The following is a 24,491-nucleotide window of genomic DNA, read 5'->3' as shown; positions in this document are numbered from 1 at the left end:
CCGCCGAGGCCCAGCGCCACGTCCAGGGCGATCGACCCGGTCGGGATGACCGAGATCGGCTGACGCACCTCGTCGCCGAGGCGCATCACCGAGCCTTTGCCGTGACTCTTCTCGATCTGGGCCAGTGCCAGCTCAAGGGCTTTCTCGCGGTCAGGGGCTTGCGACATGGTGTTTCTCCTGTAGCTCTCGTGTTCGGTTGACCGGTTTCGGTCGATTGGCCGTGACGCTAGCGGCAGGGTCTGACAAGTGGCCTGGACCAGCATCCCGACGTCGAACACCCCCCACATTAGCGAACGTGTGTTCGATGGCAAGGAGGCGCGCCGTGTGTCGTCGTCGACAAGCAGAACCACCTGCACCTCACACGCCGGCAGGCACCCGGTTCGTCAGCGGATCAGCTTGACCGCGATCGGCAGATCGAGATTCGACCAGGCCCGATCGGCGGTGAGTACTTCGGCGGGGTCGCCGCGAACCGCCAAGGCCAAGCAGCATCGATCACCCAGCGACAACGCGCGACCGCCAGGAATCGACCGCAGCGCGCCGGCCAATACGGCGTCCTCCGCGGTGAGCGGTTCGACGTTCACCCCGGCAGTAACGAGCAGGTCGTGCACACGGCTGGCGTCGATGCCCGCATCGACTAGTTTGCCGATCACTTCGGCCAGGTTAGGAGTGCCGATCACTGCGCCTGTCAACGAACGGGCCACCACATCATCGCCTGGTTCATTATGGATCAGCGCCAGCACGGCAGATGCGTCGAGAACCGTCACTCAGCAGCAGCTTCGGCACGTCGTTGGGCTAGCAACTCGTCCACCAAAGAGCGTTGTCTGCTGATGCCGTCTCCCAGCCGCCGAAGTTCTGCGAGCGCATCCTCGGGCCGCTCGATGACCAGTTTGGAACCATCGACGCGAAGGCCCACCTGGTCACCGGCGGACATACCGAGCGCGGCACGAATTTGGACAGGAATCACCAGTCTGCCCTGTCGCCCAACCCGCACTGTGGCATACATAGTCTAATGATGCCACAGAAGGACAAATGGTGCCACGGATTGCTCGGGCCGACGTACCCAAACCTCACCATTGGTCGCGAGGGACGTCGAAGTCGGCACACAGCGCCCGCCACACGTCGCGCGGATCCACGCCGTCCTCGATCGCTTGTGCGGCGGTGCGCCCGCCCAGCGCGGTCAACACGTGGTCGGCCAGCACCGACGCACTGTAGGCGGCGCCGAACCACAGGGTGACCCTTTCGTGGAACTCCGTCAGGCGCACTGGCTCAACCTACTCAGCTACTCAGCTACCCAGTTATCCAGCGCCCTCCAGTGCGTCGTGGCATATCTGAACCGGATCGGCCACCGCGGCGGCCCCGGCCGCGGCCCGGCGGGCGGCGGCCCGGTAGCCCGGCGACGCCAGCACCACACCGACCGCGGTGACCAGCGCATCGGCGGTCAACGGCCGAATCAGCAGCGCACTGCCTTGGCGCGCAACACGATTGGCGATTTCCCACTGATCCCCGCCGCCGGGCACCACTACCAGAGGCACGCCGGCCAGCAGTGTCTTGGACACCATGCCGTGCCCGCCGCCGCAGATCACCACATCGGCCTGGGCCAGCAGTTCGTCCTGGCGTCCCAGCCCGGCCACCGCCCAGGCCGGCGGCGTCAATCCCGGGCCGTCCAACCTCGACACCACCACCCGCGCGCCGGTGGGCAACCCGGCCCCGGGAACCAGGCAGTCCAGTGCCGTCTCCGCCAGTCCGCCAGCCCCCGTCGTTGCGGTGGACGGCGCCACCACGACCACCGGCCCGGAGCCGGCTGGCACGCTGAGCACCTCCTCGGTGGGCTCGAAGTGCAGTGGGCCCACCACGACCGCCTCAGACGGCCAGTCCGGGCGGGGCACCTCCAGCGCGGGCAGGGTGGCAACCAGGCGGCGCAACGGCCCCGGGTCGAGGGCCGGCAGGCCGATCCCCACCCGGGCAGATGCACGCTGGCGCAGACCTGCTCGCCACGCACGCGCTGTCAGCGCCCGCATTGCGGCATCCCGCAGCCGACCCCGCACACCGACACCCGGCGCCAGCCCGGATCCGATCGGCGGCAGCCCCTTCGACGGTAGGTACAGCGGGTGCGGGCTGAGTTCAATCCATGGGATGCCCAGAAGGTCAGCGGCCAACCCTCCGCAGGCGGTGATAACGTCGCAGACCACCAGATCCGGTGCCAGCCCCCGCAGCCGGTCGAGGTTTTCCACCGCCATCCGCGCTGCGCGACGATGGATCTTGGCACCGGCGTCGCGGTCGTCGTCGGCCGCGGTGGGCTCCAAACCGGCAAGCTCGGCGGCGTGCAGCCCGGCAGCCCGGGTGGTGGCGAGCCATGGGGTTCCGGTCAGCAGCGTCGGCCTATCGCCGGCGGCGGCGAATTGTTGGCATAGTGCGATCGCCGGAAAGGCGTGGCCGGGATCCGGCCCGGCGACCACCACCACCCGCATTGCCCTACCGTGCCACAGCCGCACCGTCCTACGCTGGCACACGTGACCGAGCCGACCGCAGCGCACACGTCCGCCGAGAACGCCCGGACCGTAGAGGTCTTGCTGCATGCGCTGGCCGACGAGGACCTCGACACCGCCGGTGCGGTGCTCGCCGACGACCTGGTGTACCAGAACGTCGGGCTGCCCACCGTCTACGGCCCCAGCGCCGCGATTCAGCTGTTCCGTCGGATGCAGGGCCGCATCGGGTTCCAGGTGAAGATTCACCGGATCGCCGCCGACGGCTCGGTGGTTCTCACCGAACGCACCGACGCGCTGATTCTCGGTCCACTGCGGCTGCAGTTCTGGGTGTGCGGGGTGTTCGAGGTCCACAGCGGACGTATCACGTTGTGGCGAGACTACTTTGACTTCTACGACATGCTCAAGGCGACGGTACGGGCGCTGGCAGCCATCGTGTTCCCGTCACTGCGGCCGATGTTCTAGAGGACCGGCTAAACCCGGCGCAACCGGCCCAGTTCGTCGAACGCCTGCGCCCAACCCATCAAGCGATCGGTCGCCCCGGCCAGCTCGTCACGATACCGTTGTTGCGTCATCGGCGAATTCGACGGCCATGGAGATGATGCGGGCGGCCCGCCGTTTGCCGACGCCACCAGTTGTGCTGCGGCGGTGACCATCTCGTTGTACTGGTGGACACCGGAACCCAACTGGGCGCTGAATGCGTCGATGGTCGGCACCAGGTAGGCACCGGCCTCCGGGTTGAGCTGCACGGTGTGCTCCATCGACACCACCTCGGCCGCGGTGGCCGCCATCGCTGTCGCCGCCCGATTAGCCGCCGCGGTCAGGTCACCGATTTCGCCGGCGGGTAGCAGGTGCCCGCGTTCCAGCACCCCCAGCAGCGAGAACAGTCCGCGTTCGGAAGCGCCCAGCGCTGACATCGCCGGCCGCGCCGCTGACCCCGGCGGCGGCAGCCGACGCACAGCGCCGGGCCGCTGCGCGGGCAGCGCCACCGACCGCAGCCAGCGGTATCGCAGCAGCAACAACGTCGCCGGGTGTGCCGCACCGGCAGCGATCAGCCCGGTGATCAGCAGCACCCACGCCGGCGTCGCCCAGCGCACCAGCAGTGCCGTCACCAGCACCCAGAACACGCACCCGGCGCCGAAGATCAGCCCCCAGCGCAACGCACGGCGCCGTCGCCTCAGCATCCGGGCACGGGGGTCGAACGCGGCGGCCATCTTCTGCGCCAGCAGGTCGAACAGCCGGTAGCCGGTGGCAAAGACCGTATCCGAACGGCGCGGCAGCACCATGTGCCAATGACCGGTGTGCAATGCTCGCTACCTTTCGCCTACTGCTGGCCGAGGGGCTTTTCCGGGGTGGCGCGGGTGGCTTTCGCGGGCTCTGCCGGCGCCGGCTTGGGCACCGCCGCACCGGAAGGCTCCCCGGAAGGCTCCCCGGCCGGCAGCGCCTCGCCGCGCATCGACGCCCGGATCTGCTCAAGCCGCGAATGACCGGCCATCTCCACACTGGCCTGCTCCACCTCGATCATGCGGCCCTGCACGGAGCCCTTCGCCAGCTCGGCGGCCCCGATCGCGTTCGCATAGCGGCGCTCGATCTTCTCCCGCACTTCCTCGAGGCTGGGAGTCGTACCGGGAGCGGCAATCTCGCTCATCGACCGCAGTGATGCGCTGACCTGCTCCTGCATCTTGGCCTGCTCGAGCTGACTGAGCAGCTTGGTTCGCTCGGCGATCTTCTGCTGCAGCATCATGGCGTTCTGTTCGACAGCTTTCTTGGCCTGCTCGGCGGCCGACAGGGCCTGGTCGTGCAGCGTCTTGAGGTCTTCGACGCTCTGCTCGGCGGTGACCAGCTGGGCGGCGAACGCTTCGGCGGCATTGTTGTACTCGGTGGCCTTTCCGGTGTCCCCGGCAGCGGTCGCCTGGTCGGCCAGGGTCAGCGCCTGGCGCACGTTGACTTGGAGCTTCTCCACATCGGCCAGCTGCCGGTTGAGCCGCATCTCCAGCTGCCGTTGGTTGCCGATCACCTGTGCCGCCTGCTGGGTCAAGGCCTGATGCTGACGCTGCGCCTCTTCGATGGCCTGCTGAATCTGCACCTTGGGATCGGCGCGCTCGTCGATCTTCGCGCTGAACAGCGCCATCAGGTACTTCCATGCCTTGACGAACGGGTTGGCCATCAGTCAGCTCCGTCTGCTCGGTCGAAACTTCGTGGGTCTGTCGGGTACCCGGTACCGAAGCTCAATTTATCGGGTTGGCCCGCATCCGGATGGAGTTCAGGCAGGCTTTCAACTGCTTAAACGGAAGCCATGGCTGACAACATCGGCGGGATGACGACCTTGGTGTCGACGTCGATGTTGGCCCCGGTGAGACCGCCGACACCGGCCGCCGCACGCTCCCGGCGCGCCATCTGCCGACTGGCGTCGCAGAGCACCGCCGACAACGGGAGGTCTAGCGCTGTGCAGATCGCGTTCAGCAACTCGCTGGATGCTTCCTTGCGGCCCCGCTCCACCTCCGACAGGTACCCCAGGCTCACGCTCGCCGAATCGGACACTTCGCGCAGCGTGCGCCCCTGTGATGTGCGGGCCCGGCGCAGCTGGTCGCCGATCATTTCACGCAGTAACGCCGTCATCGTGTGCTTGCTCCCGTCCGGTCAGCCTTTTCACCGGTAAGACCTAACTATGTCAACGCGGGCGGTGGCCGCCTTGGTTCCCGACCGGCCGTGCGGGCCTGGCTCGGATATCGGCGACTGCGGACATCACGTAATCGACCCCGGTCGCTACCGTCAGGACGATGGCGACGCCCATCACCACCTGAGCCACCACCATCCAGGATCCGGACAGCGGCAGCACCAACAACCCGATTGCCACCGCCTGCACAAGTGTCTTAAGTTTGCCGCCCCGGCTGGCGGGAATGACGCCCCGCCGCAACACCACGAACCTCAGCACGGTGATCCCGACCTCACGCGACAAGATCAGCACCGTGACCCACCAGGGCAGGTCGTGCAGCGTCGACAGCCCGATCAGTGCAGCGCCGATGAGGGCCTTATCGGCGATCGGATCGGCCAGCGCGCCGAACTCGGTCACCAGGCCGTAACTACGGGCCAGCGCTCCGTCCAGCCGGTCAGTGACCACGGCGAGAGCGAATACGACAAAAGCGGCGGTACGGCTTACGGTTTGGTGGCCGTCCCCGGCGTACAGCGCCAACAGAAAGATCGGGATCAGCGCCAGCCTTACCCCGGTCAGCGCGTTGGCGAAGTTGACCACGCCGACACGTCTCACCACCGCTCCCGTCTGAAGCTTGCCCGACACGGCAAACAGAATATCGGTTGATTGGCTTGTCCCGAAGCAGCTCGCAAGCCGATACTGTGCACCCGTGCACCCAGCTAGTGATCCACCGGGCGATCGGCCACTGATCCGGCGGGCGCGGACCTCCGATGTCCCGGCGATCAAGAGGCTGGTGGACACCTACGCCGGCAAGATTCTGCTGGAAAAGAACCTAGTGACGCTCTACGAGAGCGTCCAGGAGTTCTGGGTGGCCGAACACGGAGGTCAGGTGGTGGGCTGCGGGGCGTTGCACGTACTGTGGTCCGACCTCGGCGAGGTGCGCACCGTTGCGGTCGACCCGGCGATGACCCGTCGCGGTGTCGGCCACGCCATCGTCGACCGGCTGGTGCGGGTCGCCCGGGATCTGCAGCTGCAGCGTCTGTTCGTGTTGACCTTCGAGACCGGGTTCTTCTCCCGGCACGGGTTCACCGAGATCGACGGCACACCGGTCACCGCCGAGGTGTTCGACGAGATGCGCCGCTCCTACGACCTCGGCGTGGCCGAGTTTCTGGACCTCAGCTACGTCAAGCCGAACATCCTCGGCAACACCCGAATGTTGCTGCTGCTCTGATCTTGGGACTTCTGGCCCGTGCGACGCGGCCACTGCTCACCGAGCGTGAAGCCGTTGCGAAAACTGCCGGAAAATATCGCAACAGTTTCACGCTGGGCGCTATTCGGGCTGGTCGGCCGGGTCGGCCGGGTCGGCCGGGTCAGCCGGGTCCCTAATGGCCTCGTTTCCGCCACCGCGGACGGCCGCCAACGTTGCGGCCAATTCGTCGGGTTTGGCCAGCACCGTGCGGGCCTTGGAGCCCTCGGACGGGCCGACGATGCCGCGGGTCTCCATCAGATCCATCAGCCGGCCGGCCTTGGCGAAGCCGACCCGCAGCTTGCGCTGGAGCATCGAGGTGGATCCGAACTGGCTGGACACCACCAGCTCGACGGCCTGGCAGAAGACCTCCATGTCGTCGCCGATATCGGGGTCGACATCGCTACGTTCACTGCTGGTCTTGGCGGCGGTGACGCCCTCGGTGTACTCGGGTTCCGCCTGCTGTTTGCAGGCGGTGACGACGGCGTGGATCTCCTCGTCGGTGACGAACGCGCCCTGGAACCGGATCGGCTTGCCCGCGCCCATCGGCAGGAACAGCCCGTCGCCCATGCCGATCAGCTTCTCTGCGCCCGCCTGGTCCAGGATCACTCGGCTGTCGGTCAGCGACGACGTCGCGAAAGCCAACCGGGACGGCACGTTGGTCTTGATCAGCCCGGTGACCACGTCCACCGACGGACGCTGGGTGGCCAGCACCAGGTGGATTCCGGCGGCCCGGGCTTTCTGGGTGATACGCACGACGGCGTCCTCGACGTCGCGCGGCGCAGTCATCATCAGATCAGCCAACTCATCGACGATCGCCACCACGTAGGGGTAGGGCCGGTACTGGCGCTGACTGCCCAGCGGTGTGGTGATGGCGCCGGATCTCACCTGGTCGTTGAAGTCGTCGATGTGGCGCACCCTGCCGACCTGCATGTCCTGGTAGCGCTGTTCCATCTCCTCGACCAGCCAGGCCAGTGCGGCCGCCGCCTTCTTCGGGGCGGTGATGATCGGGGTGATCAGATGCGGAATGCCTTCGTAGGGGGTCAGTTCCACCATCTTCGGGTCGATCAGAATCATCCTGACCTCTTCCGGGGTGGCCCGGGCCAGCAGCGAGACCAGCATCGAATTGACGAAGCTGGACTTGCCGGAGCCGGTGGAGCCGGCGACCAGCAGGTGCGGCATCTTGGTCAGGTTGGCGCTGACCAAGTCGCCCTCGATGTCCTTGCCCAGGCCGATCACCAGCGGGTGGTGGTCGCGGCGGGTGGACGGCGCGGCCAGCACGTCGGCCAGGCGCACCATCTCCCGGTCGGTGTTGGGCACCTCGATGCCGACGGCGGACTTGCCCGGGATGGGCGCCAGCATCCGCACGCTCTCGGTGGCCACCGCGTAGGCGATGTTGCGGTGCAGCGCGGTGATCTTCTCCACCTTGACCCCGGGTCCCAGCTCAACCTCGTAGCGGGTGACGGTGGGCCCGCGGGTGCATCCGGTGACCGCCGCGTCGACATTGAACTGACTCAGCACCGAGGTGATCGCATCGGCCATCTGGTCGTTGGCGGCGGTGCGCCGCTTGGGCGGATCTCCGGCGGTCAACAACTGCAGCGACGGCAGCGTGTAGGGGCCCTCGATGACCCGGTCCAAGGTCGCGGTGTCCCGCCTGGCGGCCACCTTGGGGGATTTCCGCCGGGTCCGCGTCGCGGGCCGCTCGGGGATCGTCGGAGCGTCCCCTGTGTCTACAGCGTCTGCCCCCACCACGTCCGGCGGGTCGTCGTCATGGGGCGCACCGCCGGGCCAGGCATGCGCGGTGTCGTCGTAGCCGTCGGAGATATCCTCTTCGCGCAGGGCGTGTGACCCAGGGTAATCGTCGTAGCCGTCGACGTCGGAGCCGAAGATCCCGGTGCCGAAGACGGCTCGCATGCTGGCCGGTGCGTCGCGGATCGTCGTCCCGGTCAACAGCGACACACCGAACAGCACCGCGATGAACAGCAGCGGCACCGAGATCCACGCGGTCAGCCCGTCGGAGAGCGGCCCCCCGATCGCGAAGCCGATGAACCCCGCCGCGTCCGCGCGGCCAGCGGGGGTCTGCGGCGAGCCAGCCCACAGGTGCCACAGGCCCAGGACCGGCAACGACACCATCGCCGCGCCCAGAATCAGCCTGGGCCGCGTGTCGGGATGGGGCTCGGTGCGCATCAGGATCACCGCAACCACGGCGGCGATCACCGGAAGCAGCACCACCGCTGCACCGATGAACGTCCGCAGCATGGCGTCGACCCAGGCTCCGATCGGCCGTGCAGCGTTCAGCCAGCAGCTGGCGGCCGTGACGACGGCCAGTGCCAGCAACCCCAGCGCAATGCCGTCGCGGCGGTGACCCGGGTCGATATCGCGGGCGCGGCCGACCGACCGGGCGACGGTCCCGGTTGCCCTTGCCACCATCAGCCACGTCGCGTGCGCGGCCCGGCCACAAGCCAGGCCGATCGCGGTCAGCCACGCTTGCTGGCGTCGGGCGGGTTGGCGGCGCGGCCTAGACGCCTGTCTGGGCAGGCCCGGCCGAGAACCGGGCTTTGACCTCCTCGTTCGGGATCCGGATCGGGCGACCGTCTTGCTAGCCATGGCCGCCAGGGTAGTCGCAATAGCCCCGTTCGCACCACCCGCCACACTGGCCTCAGATTGATGCGTTTCGCCGGTGCTCTCTGAGCCGCCCAGTCGACCCGGTCGACCCGGTCGACCCGGTCGACCCGGTCGACCCGGTCGACGTTGTGCCGACCACCACCTGCACTTCGCCTGCATAACGTCGCTCCCGACGTGGCTGGGTAAGGTTACAGGGTCACCATGTCGTCCCCATGTCGCGTCAAAGCCCCTGGAGGATCCCTGAAGGACCCCCTGATCGCCTTGATCGTCACCGCCGAGCCGGCCAGAGCGGGCAGTCGATGACGCGAATTCCGTCAGCGAAGACCCCCGTCGGCCCGCTGCTGCTGACCGCGATCGAACAGCACGAACCACCCGAGCGGCGGTTAGTGGACGACGACCTGGCCGAGTTGTTCCTGCCGACGGGGACGCGGTGGCTGGTCGTGGCCGCGCGGTGGTCACCGCTGCGACGGCTGATCATCGCCCGGATGCAGCGATCGGGGCCCGGGTTGTGGGCCAGCCTGAGCTGCCGCAAGCGCTTCATCGCCGACGAACTCGACAAGGCGCTGGGCGATATGGACGCGGTGGTCGTGCTCGGCGCCGGATTGGACACCCTTGCGTACCGGCTGACCCGACGGATCCGCATCCCGACCTTCGAGGTGGACCTTCCGGTCAACATCGCCCGAAAGGCTGCGACCGTGCGCCGCGTGCTGGGTACGCTGCCGCTGTCGGTTCGGTTGGTGGCGTTGAACTTCGAGCGCGACGACCTGCTCACCGCGCTGGCCGAACACGGCTACCACACCGAATGGCGCACCTTCTTCATCGCTGAGGGAGTGACCCAATACCTGACGGACGGCGGCGTCCGAAGGACCTTGGAGGGGCTGCGGGCGGCGGCCCCGGGCAGTCGGCTGGTGTTCACCTACGTCCGCCGTGACTTCATCGACGGGACGAACCTGTATGGCACGCCGAGGCTGTACCGCAGGGTCCGGCAACGGCGAGGACTCTGGCGTTTCGGGATGCAGACCGACCAGGTAGCGGACTTTCTCGCCGAATACGGGTGGCGGCTGATCGAACAGGACGGACCCGAGCAGCTTGTGCAACGCTGTGTCAAGCCGGCCGGACGCGGGCTCGCCGCCAGCGAGCTGGAATGGTTGGCGTACGCGGAGAAGCAATAGGCCCTTACACCCGCTAGAACACCGGCTGCCGCCACGACGGCAAGGGCCGTTACCGTCGCGCCCTGCCTCGCGACGTCATCCGATTCGCGGGCATTCCTACGTGATGCACCGAAACTGTTTCGCGGGCACTTTTCGTGATGCTGCCCCCGGCTTGACAGATGCTCACCAAACCTAAAGATATAGGAAGATTTCGATCGCAGGGTCGTCGGACGCTCACGAGAAGGAACAGATGATGACGAAGTTCGATTGGTCCAGCTGCACGAGCTGCGGCAACGCCGACGGCCGGACCCCCGACCGGTCGTGTCGGGCGTGGGTGTATCGGCCTCTGGTGGGTGCCGGCGGTACGGCAGCAGCGTTCTTGGCGTTCGGGGTGGGGGCGTTGGGTGGTGTTCCGGACGCCCGGGCGGATGGTTTCGATGACCTGGTGGTTGATGCGGTGGTTAATGCCGTCGCTGCAGTGACCGGCGGTGGCGCGGGTGATGCGCTGAGTCTGGCGGGTTCGGCGAGTGGGCTGAATCCAGCGGCTGCGGTCGGTGATCTGGGGTCGCTGGAGTCGCAATTATACCTGCCATTGGACACCCAATTGGAGGCGTTGATCGCCGAACCGGATGTCCAGCCGTTGCTCAGCGGTCTTAACGCGCCGTTTGTGTTGTTGTTCGGCCGGGATTTGATCGGCAACGGTGTCAACGAGTTCGCCGGGGCCAACCATGCATTGTTGGGGTGGTTGCCCGGTATCGGTAATGCCGGTGACGGCGGGTTGCTGTTCGGTGATGGTGGCGTCGGTGCTGCCGGCCATGCCGGTGGGGCGGCCGGTTTGATCGGCAACGGCGGTGCCGGGGGGGCCGGGGTCAACGCCAATTTCAGTGACGGCAACGCGATCGAGGCCACTGCCGGCGGTGCTGGCGGTAATGGTGGTTTGCTATTCGGCAACGGTGGTGCCGGTGGCACCGGCGGCACCGGCTGGCACGACACCATCACCAATGGCGTGGTGTTCACTCATGCCGCCGGTAATGGCGGCGTCGGTGGCAACGCGGGAATCGTGGGTATCGGCGGAGCGGGGGGTTCCGGCGGCGCCGGGGGCGCCGGTGTCACTGACGCTAGCGGTGACGGTTATGCCGGGGGCGCCGGCGGGCAAGGTGGTGTCGGCGGATTCGGTGGACATCTGTTCGGCAACGGTGGCACCGGCGGGCAGGGTGGTGCCGGTGGCGCCGGCGGCAACGGCGCCAACGGCGCGAACGGGCAGACCGGTAGCTTTGCGGTCAACAACGGCGCCGGCGGCGACGGTGGTGATGGGGGTAATGGCGGCAATGGCGGTGCCGGCGGTAACGGCGGTGCCGGCGGTCAGGCGCTCTCCCCATTGAGCAGTGCCGGAGCTGTTGGTGCCGGTGGGCAGGGCGGCAACGGTGGTAACGCCGGTCTCGGCGGCGACGGCGGTTCGGGTGCCAACGGCACGTCGGCCCATTTCGACGGCGGCAACGGCGGCAACGGCGGCAATCCCGGCCAGTCGGGCGCCGGCGGGGCAGGTGGTTTCAACGGCGACGGGTCGATTCGAGCAGGCTCCGGTGGCACTGGTGCGCAAGACGTCCGCATCAGCGGCGATGGCGGTGGAGGCGGCAACGCTTTCAACGGCGAATACAACAACAGCGCCTATGACGGCATGCAAGGTGGCACCGGCGGCAACGGCGGCAACGGCGGTGCTTGGGGCAACGGCGGTTTCGGCGGCCACGGCGGCCACGGCGGGAACGGGGACGCGACCACTGCGGCCGGCAACGGCGGTGCAGGCGGCAACGGCGGTGCCGCTGGCGAATACGGCAACGGCGGGGGCGGCGGTCACGGTGGAGCTGGTGGCGACGGCGCGGTCGGTGCCTCCGGCGTTCATCCCGGTGATTCCGGTGCGAGCGGCGGTTTCGGCGGCGACGGTGGTGCCGGCGGCAACGGCGGCACCGGCGGCACGCTGGCCGGCAACGGGGGTGTGGGGGGTGTTGGCGGGGCCGGTGGCGACGGTGGTGCCGGCGGGCACGGCGTCACCGGGGCCACGGGTTCGTTCAGCAACGCTGGTGACGGCAACGGCGGTACCGGCGGTGACGGCGGGGCCGGTGGCACCGGTGGCGACGGCGGCGCCGGCGGGGTCGGCGGCAGCGCCACCAACGGCGTCGCCGGCGTTGCCGGTGCTGGTGGTGCCGCAGGCAACGGTGGCGCAGCTGGGATACCCGGCAACGGCGGGGCGGGCGCTGCCGGCATCGGCAATCCGAAAGAGTTCGGCGGCAACGGCGGCGATGGGGGCAACGTCGGCGCACCCGGGCAGCCCGGCAGCCCTGGTGGCGGGTCCACCATCGGGGCGCCCGGCTCGGTCGGCGCCATGCCGACTCACGCGGTCGGCAACGGCGGGGCCGGTGGCGTCGGCTACAGCACGCTGGGCGTCAGCTCACCCGGTGTGGCCGCCGGTAGCGGTGGTAACGGCGGCAACGGCGGGGATTACGGCAACGGCGGCAATGGCGGCGACGGCGGCGACGGCGCTTACGGTTTGGCGGGTGTTTCCGGTACCGCCGCGGGTCAATCCGGTACTGGCGGCGGGCCCGGCGGCGACGGCGGTAATGGCGGCGACGGCGGTGAAGGCGGTACAGACTTCGGCAACGGCGGGGCCGGCGGCAACGGGGGCACCGGTGGGCAGGGCGGCACCGGCGGCGCCGGGGCCGACGGGGCATCGGGTGCCAACCCTGGGGTCGGCGGCAACGGCGGGCAGGGCGGCGCGGGCGGCCACGGCGGCAACGGCGGCAACGGCGGTGTGGCGCGCTCGGCCAACGGCACAACCGGTGCGGGCGGCAACGCCGGCAACGGCGGTGCTGCCGGGTTGGGGGGGAACGGCGGCAACGGCGGAGATCAAACCGCATTCGCTAGCGGCGGTCACGGTGCCGATGGCGGCAACGGCGGTGACGCCGGCTCCTACGGCACGCCCGGCACACCTGGCGTCGGCCCGAACGGCTCCACCGGCGAAAGTGGTTCCGACGGCGCTATGCCGACGACTCCGTCGGGCAACGGCGGCAACGGCGGCAACGGCTACAACGCGCCCGCAGACAGCTTCGCATACGACGGGGGCGACGGCGGCTATGGCGGCAACGGCGGCAATTACGGCGACGGCGGCAACGGCGGCAACGGCGGGCAAGGTTCGGTCAACAACAACGCCGGTTACGTGTCGAATTTCTCCGGTGACGGCGGCAACGGTGGCGACGGCGGGTGGAACGGCGGCAACGGCGGCGACGGCGCCGCCGGCGCGCCCTCCACCAACGGCCACGGTGCTGCCGGCGGTGACGGTGGTGATGGTGGCGACGCCACCAACCCGAACCTCGGCGGCGCCGGCGGGATCGGCGGTGACGGCGGGGCCGGCGGGGCCGGTGGGCAAGGCGGCGGAGTTGGCGGCAACGGCGGGGCTGGTGGCAGCGCGGCGGGCGTTGATCACGGAGCCGGCGGCGACGGCGGTGACGGTGGTCTGGGCGGCGCCGGGTACGGCTCCGGCAGCGGTGGCTCCGGCGGCTCCGGAGGCGCCGGCGGGCTCGGCGGTGACGGCGGACTCGGCGGCAACGGCGGCGACGGCGCCGACGGTGGTGCCGGCGGCCCCGATGGGGGCAACGGCGGCGCCGGCGGCAACGGCGGCAACGGCGGCAACACCCAAGATGGTCTCGGCACCGGCGGCAGCGCCGGCGCGCCCGGCGACGGCGGCAACGGTGGCAACGGCACGGCCGATCACCTCAACGGCGGAAACGGCGGCAACGGCGGCAATGTCGGAGACCCCGGCAACCCCGGCACGGCCACGTCCGGCGCGGCGGTGAGCGGTGCAGCCGGCAACGGCGGCGCCGGCGGCAGCGGCTACACCGGCAGCAACCAGGTCGGCGGCAACGGCGGAAACGGCGGCAACGGCGGCGACCAGGGCAACGGCGGCACCGGCGGCAACGGCGGCGACGGCCAGGGCTACAGCCACGGCGGTAACGGCTATGCGGGTGGCAGCGGCGGCGACGGCGGAGCCGGCGGCTCGGTCTCGGGCTCCGGCGGCGACGGCGGCGACGGCGGCAACGGCAGCAACGGCAACCTCAACGTCGCCGACGACAAGACCTCCGGCGGTGTCGGCGGCAGCGGCGGCGACGGGGGCGCCAGCACCGCCGGCTCTACCGGCAGCGGCGGCGACGGCGGCGGCGGCGGAGCCGGAACGTGGAGCGGCGGCCGCGGCGGCGCCGGGGGCACCGGCGGCAGCGGCGTCAACGACACCGGCGGCAACGGCGGTAATGGCGGCGCCGGCGGCTATGCCACCGGTTACATGGCCTATCCCGGCGCCCAACCGGTGGGCTACAGCGGCGCCGGCGGCGCCGGCGGTGCCGGCGGCGCCAGCAGCTTCGCTGACGGCGGTGCGGGCGGCGACGGCGGCGGAGGCGGTGACTTCCAAACCGGCAATGCCGGCTTCGGCGGCGCGGGCGGCGCCGGCGGCAACGGCGGCACCAGCGACACCGCCACCGGCGGCACGGGCGGAGGCGGCGGCACCGGAGGCACCGGGAACACCGCCGGCGGTGTAGGCGGTGCCGGCGGTGCCGGCGGGACGAGCGGCAGCGGTGCCGGCGGGTCCGGCGGGCAGGGCGGCGACGGCGGCGATCTCAACACCGTCAACGTCCAAGGGTTCGCCGGCAGCGCCCCCGTCGGCGGTAACGGTGGGGCCGGCGGTGTCGGCGGCGTCAGCACCAGCGGTGCCGGCGGGTCCGGGGGCCAGGGCGGTGTCGGCGGCGCCGGCTACTACTCCGACACCGTCACCGGCAACAGCGGGAACGGCGGCGCCGGCGGTGCCGGCGGCAACAACGTCGACGGCGATGCCGCGGGCGGCGACGGTGGCACCGGAGGGAACGGCGCCGTCGGCCAAGGCCCCGGCTCCGACGGCGGCAACGGAGGCGACGGAGGCGCTGGCGGTAATTCCGGCAGCGTCGTGGGCAGCTCGGGTACGCCCGGCGGCACGCACGACGGCACGACGCCGGGCTTCGGCGGTGCGGGCGGTGCCGGGGCACAGCCGTCGTAGACCGTAGGCGGGACTCAGACCTCCAGCACTGTTGGCACGATCATTGGCTGGCGGCGGTAGGTCTCCCCCACCCATTTGCCGAGTACGCGGCGGACCCCCTGGGCGATTCGCACCGGATCGGTAACATTTTCGGCGGCGAGGGCTTCCAACTCCGCGTCGACTATGTGCGCCGCGGGTTCCAGCGCCTTGGGATCCTCGGAGAAGCCGCGCGAATACAGATGCGCCGGCGCAGCCGGCTTTCCGGTTCCCCGCAGCAGCACCACCGTCACCGCGACGAAACCCGACGACAAGACCAGTCGTTCACCGAGTGTGGTGTCGCCGACGTCACCGGTGACCAGCCCGTCGACGAACATCTTGCCGACCGGCACGGCCCCGGCGATGGTGGCCTTCCCGTTCACCAGGTCGACGCTGACCCCGTTCTCCGCCAGCAGGATTGACTCTTGGGCAACCCCCGTCCCAGCGGCCAGCGCCGCGTTGGCCCGCAGCATCCGCCAGGTGCCGTGCACCGGCATCACGTTGCGCGGCCGCACCCCGTTATACAAGAACAGCAGTTCGCCGGCGTAGGCGTGTCCGGAGACGTGCACCCGCGCCTGGGCGTTGGTGACCACCCGGGCGCCGACCTTGGCCAGCGCGTCGATGACGCCGTAGACGGCCTCCTCATTGCCGGGGATCAGCGACGACGACAGCACGACCAGGTCGCCGGCGGTCAACGTGATGCTGCGGTGCTCGCCGCGCGACATGCGCGCCAGCGCCGACAACGGTTCGCCCTGGCTGCCGGTGGTAATCAGCACCACCCGCTCGGGCGGCATCGTCTCGGCGGCCCCGATGTCGATCAGGTCGGAGTCGTCCACCCGCAGAAATCCCAGGTCGCGGGCGATGCCCATGTTGCGCACCATCGACCGGCCCACGAACGACACCCGCCGTCCCAGCGCCACCGCCGAGTCGATGATCTGTTGCACTCGGTCCACATTGGAGGCGAAGCATGCCACGATCACCCGCCCATCGGCCCCCCGGATCAGCCGGTGCAGGGTGGGGCCGACTTCGCTTTCACTGGGCCCGACGCCGGGAATCTCGGCGTTGGTCGAGTCGCACAGGAAGAGGTCCACGCCGGAGTCACCGAGCCGCGACATGCCGGGCAGGTCGGTGGGGCGCCCGTCGGGTGGCAGCTGGTCGAGCTTGATGTCTCCGGTGTGCAGGACGGTGCCGGCGCCGGTGCGCACGGCGACGGCCAGCGCGTGCGGGACGGAGTGGTTGACGGCGAAGTATTCGCATTCGAAGACGCCGTGGGTGCTGCGCTGGCCCTCGCCCACTTCCCGCAACACCGGTTTGAGGCGGTGCTCGCGACATTTCGCGGCGACCAGGGCCACGGTGAACTTCGAGCCGACCACTTCGATGTCAGGCCGCAGCTTGAGCAGAAACGGGATCGCGCCGATGTGATCCTCGTGGGCATGGGTCAACACCAGCGCCTCGATGTCGTCGAGCCGGTTTTCGATGTGACGCAGATCCGGCAGGATCAGGTCGACGCCGGGCTCGTCATGGCCGGGGAACAACACCCCGCAGTCGATGATCAACAGCCGACCCAGGTGCTCGAAAACGGTCATGTTGCGGCCGATTTCGTTGATGCCGCCCAGCGCGGTGACCCGCAGGCCGCCGGCGGTCAGCGGTCCCGGTGGCTTGAGGTCGTCATTCACCGGCACTCAGCAGCACCGACGCGGCCCGCATATCGACGACCAGCTCCTCGATCTGTGCCGGGGTGGCGGACACCTGCGGCAGCCGGGGATCGCCGACGTCGAAGCCCTGCAGCCGCAGGCCGGCCTTGACAAAGGTCACTCCGCCGGTGCGGGCCATCGCATTGCACAGCGGGGCGATCGAGACATTAATCTTGCGTGCGGTCACCACGTCACCGGAGGCGAAGGCGGTCATCATTTCGCGGAGCTGACCGGCCGCGAAATGGGAGATCACGCTGATGAATCCGGTGGCGCCCATCGCCAACCAGGGCAAGTTCAGCGCATCGTCCCCGCAGTAGTAGGCCAGGCCCGTTTCGGCCATGATCTGGGTGCCGGCGTGCAGATCACCCTTCGCGTCCTTGATACCCACGATGTTCGGGTGCGACGCCAGCTCGAAGATCGTGTCGGGGTCGATCGGCACGCCCGAGCGGGCCGGGATGTCATAGAGCAGCACCGGCAACTCGGCGGCATCGGCAACGGCGGTGAAATGCGCCAGCAACCCGGACTGCGACGGCCGGGAGTAGTACGGCGTGACCACCATCAGCCCGTGTGCACCCACACCGGCACAAGCCTCCGCCAGCCGCACGCTGTGCTCCGTGTCGTTGCTGCCGGCGCCGGCGATGATGCGGGCCCGGTCGCCCACCTCTTCCACCACGGTCCGCAGCAGCGTGAGCTTCTCGTAATCGGCCGTGGTCGGCGACTCACCGGTGGTGCCGGAGAGCACCAGACCGTCACAACCGGCGTCGACGAGGCGGTTCGCCAGTCTGACAGCGGTATCGGTGTCGACGGATCCGTCGGGGCCGAACGGGGTCACCATCGCCGTCAACACGGTGCCCAGCTGCGTCCGGGCGTCGAATCCGCTGGCGCTCACGGTCCCGAGGATACCTGGCGACCCGCGAGCAGCGGATCAGGCTTCGGTGGCCAAGGGGCTGTTCGCAACCTCGGTGCCGTCGGCCAGGCCAATGATCTGGAAATCGCCGAACACCGCCGGCGCGAGGTCGGCGAGCCGGCGCAGACACGCGATGGCCAGCCGACGGATCTCGAGGTCGGCGTGCTCACTGGCGCGCACCGCGATGAAATGTCGCCAGGCCCGGTAGTTACCGCTCGCCACGACGCGGGTCTCGGTGGCGTTGGGCAGCACCGCTCGGGCGGCCTGACGCGCCTGTTTGCGCCGCAGCACTGCGCCGGGAGAGTCGGCGGTCGTGGCTTCCAGCCCGGTAAGCAGCTCGAGGTAGCTCGCACGGCTGGCGTCGGTCGCGGCCAGGAAAAGTCGCTCCAGTTCCGGGTCTCCGGCGATGTCGGGCGGGACCGCAACGTCGGCATCGGTGTCGGGTACGTAACGCTGCGACAGCTCGGAGAAGGACAGATGCCGGTGCCGGATCAGCTCGTGGGCGCATGACCGGGAGATCCCGGTGATGTAGAAGCTCACGCTGGCGTGTTCGAGCACCGCCAAGTGCCCGACGTCGATGAGGTGTCTCAGGTAGTCGGCGTTGGCGGCGGTGCGCGGATTGGGCTTGGACCAGCTCTGGTAGCAGGCCCGGCCGGCGAACTCGGTGAGTGCCTGGCCGCCGTCGGTGTCGGTGTCCCACGGTACGTCCGGTGGCGGAACGAACTCGGTTCTCGCGATCAGCTGCACGCGCAGTGCTGCGGCCCGTGCCACCAGGCTCACCTCAAGGTTGCCGGGGTGCCGTCGGCACTTTCGCGGCGATCTGCTTGGCGATGTTGACGGCGGTGTCCCTCGGGTCCGCACTGCACGTGTTGACGTCAACGATGACGTTGTTCCGCGCGGCCAGCGCCCTGCCACACGCCCAGCCCTTCTTCCCGGCGTTCTCCTGTGTTGCCGTGACGCTCAGGACGCCGTCGGTGTTGGATACCGCGCCGGTGGTCCACTGCGAACCGCTCTGAATGTGGCGGTATTCGTGGCAGGCCGGCCACTGTTTGGCCGAAGCGTCAAAGAAAGCGGTGGCTTGTTTGGCGGTCGGAAACAACACCACGGCCTGATCGACGTAATGGGCGAAATCGTTGCCCTCGCTCAGGGTTTGCTCGCGAACGGCGGTGTAACCGCTGTCGGCATAGACTTCGGTTTGCGCCGCGCCGTCGACGGCCAGGCACTCCCTCGGCTCCATCGTCGCGCTGTCGTCCGACAACGCATCGTGTTTTCGTGTGATCGTCATGTCGGTTGCCTCCATGACGGGGTTGACCTGCTCGGGGGTGAGCAGCAACCCCTTGAGCTCACCTTCTGCGACAGGAGGCGCCGTGGTCGTAGTGGTGGTCGTGGTGGTGGTGGTCGTCCTCGAGCTGCTGCGGTGTCGATGGCTGGCGTGGCCGCATCCGGCCAGCAGAATGCCGATGACGACTACGACGGCGAACGCCGCCGTCAACCGACGCATGTGCGCACCCCACTCCCGCCGTGACGACAATCGACCAACGCGCTGCCTCGACCACTGTGCCGGTCGAAATTCGGACAGCAATGAGCGTACCGCGATCTACGCTAAGACAACGCCAAGCCAGGTTGCGCCGCGGTGTCCCCGGGGCGCCGGTAGCTGCAGAATCGGTAGCGCAAACCCGCTTCGCTGGTGAGCCACAGCTGCGCTGTGCCGTGCCACTCGGGACCGAGCACCGGGGCCAGCGCGTCACCGTCTCGGCGAGGCAGGTCGACGTCGACCTCGGTCACTTCGCAACGGGTGGCCAGCGGCAGCGCGAGGGCGTAGATCTGCCCACCGCCGATTACCCAGGCCTGCTCGCCGGCCTGCACGTCGTCGAGCGTGCTGACCACACGCGCGCCGTCGGCCCGGTAGCCGGTTTGCCGGGTCAGCACCACATTGGCCCGGCCGGGCAGCGGTCGCACACTTTCCGGCAGCGACTCCCAAGTCAGCCGGCCCATCACCACGGTATGGCCCAGGGTCAGCTGCTTGAAGCGAGCCTGATCCTCCGGCAACCGCCACGGGATTCCGCCGGCCCGGCCGATGACACCCGACCTCGACTGAGCCCAGATCAGGCACAGCGCCGTCATACCGCGACGGGCGCCTTGATCGCCGGATGCGGGTGGTAATCCCGGATATCGATGTCGTCGTAGCGGTAGTCGAAGATCGAATCACGTTGTGCCAGAACCAGATTCGGATACGGCCGGGGGTCGCGGGACAGCTGCTTCCTGACCTGTTCGACGTGGTTGTCGTAGATGTGGCAGTCGCCGCCGGTCCAGACGAACTCCCCGACGCCCAGGCCGGACTGCGCGGCCATCATATGGGTCAGCAGCGCGTAGCTGGCAATGTTGAACGGCACACCCAGGAACAGATCCGCGCTGCGCTGATAGAGCTGGCAGCTGAGCTTGCTGTCGGCGACGTAAAACTGGAACAACAGGTGACACGGCGGCAGCGCCATCTGAGCTATCTCACCGACGTTCCACGCCGAGACGATGATGCGCCGCGAGTCGGGGTCGGTGCGCAGCAGGTGCACCGCGCCGGCGATCTGGTCGACCTGCTCACCGGACGGAGTCGGCCACGACCGCCACTGCACACCGTAGATCGGGCCGAGATCACCGGCCTCCGATGCCCATTCGTCCCAGATGGTGACACCGTGCTCATGCAGCCAACCGATGTTGGAGTCGCCGCGCAGGAACCACAGCAGCTCGTAGATCACCGACTTCAGGTGCACCTTCTTGGTGGTGATCAGCGGGAAACCCGCCGACAGGTCATAGCGCATCTGGCGGCCGAACAGGCTACGGGTGCCGGTGCCGGTGCGGTCGGCCTTGTGGGTGCCTCGTTGCAGCACCAGGCGCAGCAGGTCTTCGTAGGGAGTGGCGATCGGCACGCCGCCCAGCCTACGGCGCACCGCGCGGAGTACAACAGAAGCCATGCCTACCATCACCGACACCGTCAGCACTCCCGACGGCACCTGCCCGGTGCGCCTGTTCACCCCCGACACCCCCGACGCTCCCGGGCCCTGGCCGGGGGTGGTGATGTATCCCGACGCGGGCGGGGCGCGGGACACTTTTTACCAGATGGCGGCCAAGCTGGCCGGTTTCGGGTACGCGGTGCTGCTGCCCGACGTGTACTACCGGCACGGCACATGGGCACCGTTCGACATGGCGACCGCATTCGGCGATCCCCAAGAGCACGCCCGGCTGATGGCGATGCTCTCCAGCATCACCACCGACATGATGGCCACCGACGCCGGGGCGTTCTTCGACTACCTGGCCGCCCGTCCCGAGGTGCGCGGCGACCGCTTCGGCGTCTGCGGATACTGCATGGGCGGGCGCACGTCACTGGTGGTGGCCGGGCGCCAACCGGATCGGGTGGCAGCGGCGGCGTCCTTTCACGGCGGCGGGCTGGCCACCGACAAGCCGGACAGCCCGCACCTTTTGGCCGGGAAGATCGGCGCCGCGGTCTATGTGGCCGGTGCCCGCAACGACGCATCCTTCACCAAGCAGCAGGCCACGATGCTGGAGGACGCATTGACGGCCGCCGGCGTGGAGCACACCATCGAGGCTTACGCGGGCGAGCACGGGTTCGCCGTGGCAGACCACCCGGCGTATGACGCCGCCGCCGCCGAGCGGCACTGGGCGGCAATGCGGGACTTCTTCGCCGCCAAGCTGGCGGGTTGAGGCCCAGCTCGCAGGCTCACGATGCCGGCAGGTCCACCAGCTCGGCCAGCCGGGCGCGGTGGCGGTAGCCGGTGCCGAACGCCAGCTGGTCGCTTTTGGCCCGCTTCAGATACAGGTGCGCGGGATACTCCCAAGTCATCCCGATGCCGCCGTGCAACTGGATGCACTCCTCGGCGACGTGCACAGCCACGTCGCCGCAGTAGGCCGCCGCGACCGCAGCTGCGACGGCCGCGTCGGCGTCGTCGCGGGCGAAGGTGTCGGCGGCGTATCTGGCCGCAGCCGCCGCCGAGCCGACCTGCAGCCACAGATCCACCACTCGGTGCTTGATCGCCTGATACGACCCGACCAGGCGGCCGAACTGCTTGCGCTGCTTGACGTAGGCCAAGGTGGTGTCGCAACACCACTGCGCGACCCCGAGCTGCTCGGATGCCAGCAGCGCCGCACCGGTCTGCACAGCGGCAGCCAGCGCCGCCTCAGCGGACCCGCTACCCACCCGGCAGGACGCCGCACCCGAAAATCGCAGATCGGCAAGGGGTCTGGTCATGTCCAGGCTCAGCACCGGCGACATCTCGACCCCCGCTACGGCCGACGAAACGGTGTGCAGCTCAAGGCCGTCCGCCCCGCCAACCGGCACCACCAGCACATCGGCAACGCCCGCACCGGCGACACTGGTCACCTCGCCGGTCAGACCGTCCGGGCCGGCGCCCACACCGGTGACCACATCGCCGGGTGCGGTGCACAGCGGCACCGCCAGCGTCGCGGTACGCTCCCCTGTCGCCAGCGCCGCGACGGTCTCGGTGTCGCCGGCCGCCAACAGCGCCACCGTGGCAAGCACAGCGCTGGACAAAAACGGCACCGGCGCAACGGCCCGGCCGATCTCCTCGCAGACCACGGCGGCCTCGCGGGCACCCGCCCCGGCGCCGCCGAGCGATTCGGGCACCAACAGCCCGGCCACCCCGAGGTCGACGGCCAACGCGCGCCACACCCCGAAGAAGTCCGGCGGCTCAGGGTCGTACAGACCAGCAACCGCTTCCGGCGGGCAGCTGTCGGCCAGCAGGCGTCGCACGCTGTCGCGCAGGGCTTCCTCGGTGTCGGAGTACAGCAGATCCGCGATCTTCGACGAAGTGCTCATCGAGCCAGATCCTTCCAGGCGACGTCCTTGTCGACGCGGTGTTCTCCGGGCAGGCCGAGGATCCGCTCGGCGATGGTGTTGCGCAGGATCTCCGAGGTGCCGCCCTCGATCGAGTTGCCTTTCGCTCGCAGGTAGCGATATCCCGGCTCGCGTCCGGTGAAGTCGACCCGGTCAGGCCTGCGCATGGTCCAGTCGTCGTAGCGCAGGCCGGACTCGGCGTGCAGCTCCACTTCGAAACCGGAGATCGCCTGCGCCAGCTGGGCAAAAGCGATTTTCAGCCCGGCGCCCTCCGGCCCGGGCTGGCCGACGGCCAGCTGTTGCCGCAGCCGAGCAGCGGCCAACCGGGAGACCTCGGCTTGCACCCACAGCCGCATCAGCTCGTCGTGCATCGCCGGGTTGCGCAGTCGCGGCTCACCCCGCCAGGCGTCGGCGACCCGCCCGATCATGCCGCGCTCGCGCACCGAACCGGCCAGCGAACCGATCGCGACTCGTTCGTTGTTGAGCGTTGCGGTCGCCACCGGCCAGCCGCCACCCACCGGACCGAGCCGGTTGGCATCGGGCACCCGCACGTCGGTGAGGAACACCTCGTTGAATTCGGCTTCACCGGTGATCTGGCGCAGCGGCCGGACGTCAACACCCGGCACGGTCATGTCACAAAGGAAATACGTCAGGCCCTGGTGTTTGGGTACCGACGGGTCGGTGCGCACGACCAGCAGCGCCATCTGCGCATGCTGCGCACTCGATGTCCACACCTTCTGCCCGTTGACGATCCAGTCTGCGTCTGCTTCCGAGCCGTCGCGGATCGCGCGGGTAGCCAAGCCGGCCAGATCCGACCCGGCACCGGGCTCGCTGAACAGCTGGCAGTAGATGTGGTCGCCGATGAACAACGGGCGCAAGAACTTCCGTTTCTGCTCGTCGGTGCCGAACGCAGCGATCGTCGGGGCCGCCATCCCCAACCCGATGCCGTTGCGCCCGGTGTCGGTCGGCGGCGCGCCCGCCGCGGCCAGCTCGGCCTCCGCGAAACCCTGGAACGTTCGGGGCAGGCCCAGCCCGCCGCAACCGTGCGGGAAATACACCCACGCCAGCCCGGCGTCGAAGCGCGCCGCGAGGAAATCCCGCGGGTTTGTGGTCACCGGGTCATGCGCTTCGACCAGCTCCCGGACCCGGGCGCTCAGGTCCGCGGTGATCTGTTGCTCGTCATCGCTCATCGGTGCCTCCCGTCAGCTCAGATGCCGGCTTGCTCAGCGACGTCGCGGGCCCTGGCCACCAACGCGTCGATCAACGCCACGACCGGTGTACCGTCGGCAGCCTTGTTGGCTGGGGTGTCCATCGCACGCCGCATCACGCCTTCAGCGATGATGGCGACCTTCCACAGCCCCAGCGCATGCCAGTACTGCAGCGTCGCCGCATCGCGTCCGGTCTGCTCCAGGTACAACCGGGCCAGCTCTGCACGGTCCGGGAAGCCGTCCAGAGTGGCGGCGTCGAATTCACCGGCGATGTTCTGCTCCCCGGGCTGCGGCCAGTACCCGAGCAGGCTGCCCATGTCGGCGAGCGGGTCGCCGAGGGTGGACAGCTCCCAGTCCAGCACGGCGACCACTTCCCCGGTGGTGCGCGAGGTGATCACGTTACGCAGATGAAAGTCACCGTGCACCAACGTCAGTTCGTGTTGCTCCGGTGCCGCGGCGACCAATCGCCGGGTCAGGTCGTCGAGGGCGGGCAGCTCCCGGGTCTTGGACTGCTCCCACTGCCCGGCCCAGCGTTTGAGCTGGCGCGGCGCATACGGCTTGTGGCTGGCCA

Annotated in this window: 23 protein-coding genes and 1 pseudogene; 5 read left to right on the top strand and 19 right to left on the bottom strand. The window is 69.2% G+C overall.

Going from position 1 to position 24,491, the window contains the following annotated elements:
• From AC2VOP_RS11090 to AC2VOP_RS11070, 5 genes and pseudogenes are all read right to left on the bottom strand, one after another.
• A pseudogene (locus AC2VOP_RS11090) lies at positions 1–167 on the bottom strand (recombinase RecA); the annotation flags it as partial.
• 216 nt (positions 168–383) lie between these two features.
• Complete coding sequence (locus AC2VOP_RS11085) at positions 384–764, bottom strand: type II toxin-antitoxin system VapC family toxin (RefSeq protein WP_486961008.1); 381 nt, start codon at positions 762–764, stop codon at positions 384–386.
• Entirely contained in the window at positions 761–1,003 is a 243-nt protein-coding gene (locus AC2VOP_RS11080) for an AbrB/MazE/SpoVT family DNA-binding domain-containing protein (RefSeq protein ID WP_486961007.1), read from the bottom strand. Before AC2VOP_RS11080 ends, AC2VOP_RS11085 begins: the two co-directional genes overlap by 4 nt.
• A gap of 64 nt (positions 1,004–1,067) precedes the next feature.
• Positions 1,068–1,262 (bottom strand): DUF3046 domain-containing protein, encoded by a 195-nt coding sequence (locus tag AC2VOP_RS11075; protein WP_486961006.1) that lies wholly within the window; start codon positions 1,260–1,262, stop codon positions 1,068–1,070.
• 33 nt (positions 1,263–1,295) lie between these two features.
• Complete coding sequence (locus AC2VOP_RS11070; protein WP_486961005.1) at positions 1,296–2,468, bottom strand: glycosyltransferase; 1,173 nt, start codon at positions 2,466–2,468, stop codon at positions 1,296–1,298.
• 42 nt (positions 2,469–2,510) lie between these two features.
• Between AC2VOP_RS11070 and AC2VOP_RS11065 the strand changes: the two genes are divergently transcribed.
• On the top strand, positions 2,511–2,948 hold the full coding sequence (locus AC2VOP_RS11065; RefSeq protein ID WP_486961004.1) for a limonene-1,2-epoxide hydrolase family protein: 438 nt from the start codon (positions 2,511–2,513) through the stop codon (positions 2,946–2,948).
• 8 nt (positions 2,949–2,956) lie between these two features.
• On the opposite strand, the gene pspM is transcribed toward AC2VOP_RS11065, so the two are convergent.
• From pspM to pgsA, 4 genes are all read right to left on the bottom strand, one after another.
• Complete coding sequence (gene pspM / locus AC2VOP_RS11060; protein ID WP_486961003.1) at positions 2,957–3,769, bottom strand: phage shock envelope stress response protein PspM; 813 nt, start codon at positions 3,767–3,769, stop codon at positions 2,957–2,959.
• Positions 3,770–3,807: 38 nt separating this feature from the next.
• Positions 3,808–4,650, bottom strand: coding sequence for a phage shock protein PspA (pspA, locus tag AC2VOP_RS11055; protein ID WP_486961002.1), 843 nt, complete (start codon positions 4,648–4,650; stop codon positions 3,808–3,810).
• Between the two features lie 116 nt (positions 4,651–4,766).
• Entirely contained in the window at positions 4,767–5,102 is a 336-nt protein-coding gene (gene clgR / locus AC2VOP_RS11050; protein WP_486961001.1) for a transcriptional regulator ClgR, read from the bottom strand.
• A gap of 52 nt (positions 5,103–5,154) precedes the next feature.
• The gene (gene pgsA / locus AC2VOP_RS11045; protein WP_486961000.1) at positions 5,155–5,781 is read right to left on the bottom strand and encodes a CDP-diacylglycerol--glycerol-3-phosphate 3-phosphatidyltransferase; all 627 of its coding nucleotides are present in this window, start codon (positions 5,779–5,781) and stop codon (positions 5,155–5,157) included.
• 64 nt (positions 5,782–5,845) lie between these two features.
• Here pgsA and AC2VOP_RS11040 point away from each other — a divergent pair, with 64 nt between their 5' ends.
• Complete coding sequence (locus AC2VOP_RS11040; RefSeq protein WP_486960999.1) at positions 5,846–6,367, top strand: amino-acid N-acetyltransferase; 522 nt, start codon at positions 5,846–5,848, stop codon at positions 6,365–6,367.
• Positions 6,368–6,466: 99 nt separating this feature from the next.
• On the opposite strand, the gene AC2VOP_RS11035 is transcribed toward AC2VOP_RS11040, so the two are convergent.
• Positions 6,467–8,989, bottom strand: a complete 2,523-nt coding sequence (locus tag AC2VOP_RS11035) for an FtsK/SpoIIIE family DNA translocase (RefSeq protein WP_486960998.1) — start codon at positions 8,987–8,989, stop codon at positions 6,467–6,469.
• Positions 8,990–9,306: 317 nt separating this feature from the next.
• On the opposite strand from AC2VOP_RS11035, the gene AC2VOP_RS11030 reads away from it, so the two are divergent.
• Together AC2VOP_RS11030 and AC2VOP_RS11025 are read left to right on the top strand one after the other, a co-directional pair.
• On the top strand, positions 9,307–10,179 hold the full coding sequence (locus tag AC2VOP_RS11030; RefSeq protein WP_486960997.1) for an SAM-dependent methyltransferase: 873 nt from the start codon (positions 9,307–9,309) through the stop codon (positions 10,177–10,179).
• Between the two features lie 232 nt (positions 10,180–10,411).
• Positions 10,412–15,232, top strand: coding sequence for a PE family protein (locus AC2VOP_RS11025; protein WP_486960996.1), 4,821 nt, complete (start codon positions 10,412–10,414; stop codon positions 15,230–15,232).
• A gap of 14 nt (positions 15,233–15,246) precedes the next feature.
• On the opposite strand, the gene AC2VOP_RS11020 is transcribed toward AC2VOP_RS11025, so the two are convergent.
• The 6 genes from AC2VOP_RS11020 to AC2VOP_RS10995 all read right to left on the bottom strand — a co-directional run bounded on the left by AC2VOP_RS11020 (position 15,247) and on the right by AC2VOP_RS10995 (position 20,769).
• Positions 15,247–16,923: a ribonuclease J gene (locus tag AC2VOP_RS11020; protein WP_486961010.1), complete on the bottom strand. Its 1,677-nt coding sequence runs from the start codon at positions 16,921–16,923 to the stop codon at positions 15,247–15,249.
• Positions 16,916–17,830, bottom strand: a complete 915-nt coding sequence (gene dapA, locus AC2VOP_RS11015; RefSeq protein WP_486960995.1) for a 4-hydroxy-tetrahydrodipicolinate synthase — start codon at positions 17,828–17,830, stop codon at positions 16,916–16,918. The genes AC2VOP_RS11020 and dapA overlap by 8 nt, the downstream gene beginning before the upstream one ends.
• Positions 17,831–17,866: 36 nt before the next feature.
• The gene (gene thyX / locus AC2VOP_RS11010) at positions 17,867–18,619 is read right to left on the bottom strand and encodes an FAD-dependent thymidylate synthase (RefSeq protein WP_486960994.1); all 753 of its coding nucleotides are present in this window, start codon (positions 18,617–18,619) and stop codon (positions 17,867–17,869) included.
• 10 nt (positions 18,620–18,629) lie between these two features.
• A complete protein-coding gene (locus AC2VOP_RS11005; protein WP_486960993.1) occupies positions 18,630–19,349 on the bottom strand; it encodes a sensor domain-containing protein in 720 nt (239 codons plus the stop codon).
• Between the two features lie 101 nt (positions 19,350–19,450).
• Positions 19,451–19,972 (bottom strand): dihydrofolate reductase, encoded by a 522-nt coding sequence (locus AC2VOP_RS11000; RefSeq protein WP_486960992.1) that lies wholly within the window; start codon positions 19,970–19,972, stop codon positions 19,451–19,453.
• Positions 19,969–20,769 carry a thymidylate synthase gene (locus AC2VOP_RS10995; protein WP_486961009.1) on the bottom strand — a complete coding sequence of 267 codons (801 nt, stop codon included), beginning with the start codon at positions 20,767–20,769 and terminating at the stop codon, positions 19,969–19,971. The genes AC2VOP_RS11000 and AC2VOP_RS10995 overlap by 4 nt, the downstream gene beginning before the upstream one ends.
• Positions 20,770–20,812: 43 nt before the next feature.
• Here AC2VOP_RS10995 and AC2VOP_RS10990 point away from each other — a divergent pair, with 43 nt between their 5' ends.
• Entirely contained in the window at positions 20,813–21,562 is a 750-nt protein-coding gene (locus tag AC2VOP_RS10990) for a dienelactone hydrolase family protein (protein WP_486960991.1), read from the top strand.
• A gap of 16 nt (positions 21,563–21,578) precedes the next feature.
• Here the strand turns inward: AC2VOP_RS10990 and AC2VOP_RS10985 are convergent, their stop codons facing one another.
• From AC2VOP_RS10985 to AC2VOP_RS10975, 3 genes are all read right to left on the bottom strand, one after another.
• Positions 21,579–22,694: an acyl-CoA dehydrogenase family protein gene (locus AC2VOP_RS10985; protein WP_486960990.1), complete on the bottom strand. Its 1,116-nt coding sequence runs from the start codon at positions 22,692–22,694 to the stop codon at positions 21,579–21,581.
• Positions 22,691–23,902 carry an acyl-CoA dehydrogenase family protein gene (locus AC2VOP_RS10980; RefSeq protein WP_486960989.1) on the bottom strand — a complete coding sequence of 404 codons (1,212 nt, stop codon included), beginning with the start codon at positions 23,900–23,902 and terminating at the stop codon, positions 22,691–22,693. The genes AC2VOP_RS10985 and AC2VOP_RS10980 overlap by 4 nt, the downstream gene beginning before the upstream one ends.
• 17 nt (positions 23,903–23,919) lie before the next feature.
• On the bottom strand, positions 23,920–24,491 hold a 572-nt coding region (locus tag AC2VOP_RS10975; RefSeq protein WP_486960988.1), incomplete at its 5' end, for a phosphotransferase family protein.

The sequence above is a fragment of the Mycobacterium sp. TH-M106 genome, from assembly GCF_057473765.1.
The sequence above is the reverse complement of the archived record's forward strand: the minus strand, read 5'-3'. Positions and strand labels throughout refer to the sequence as shown.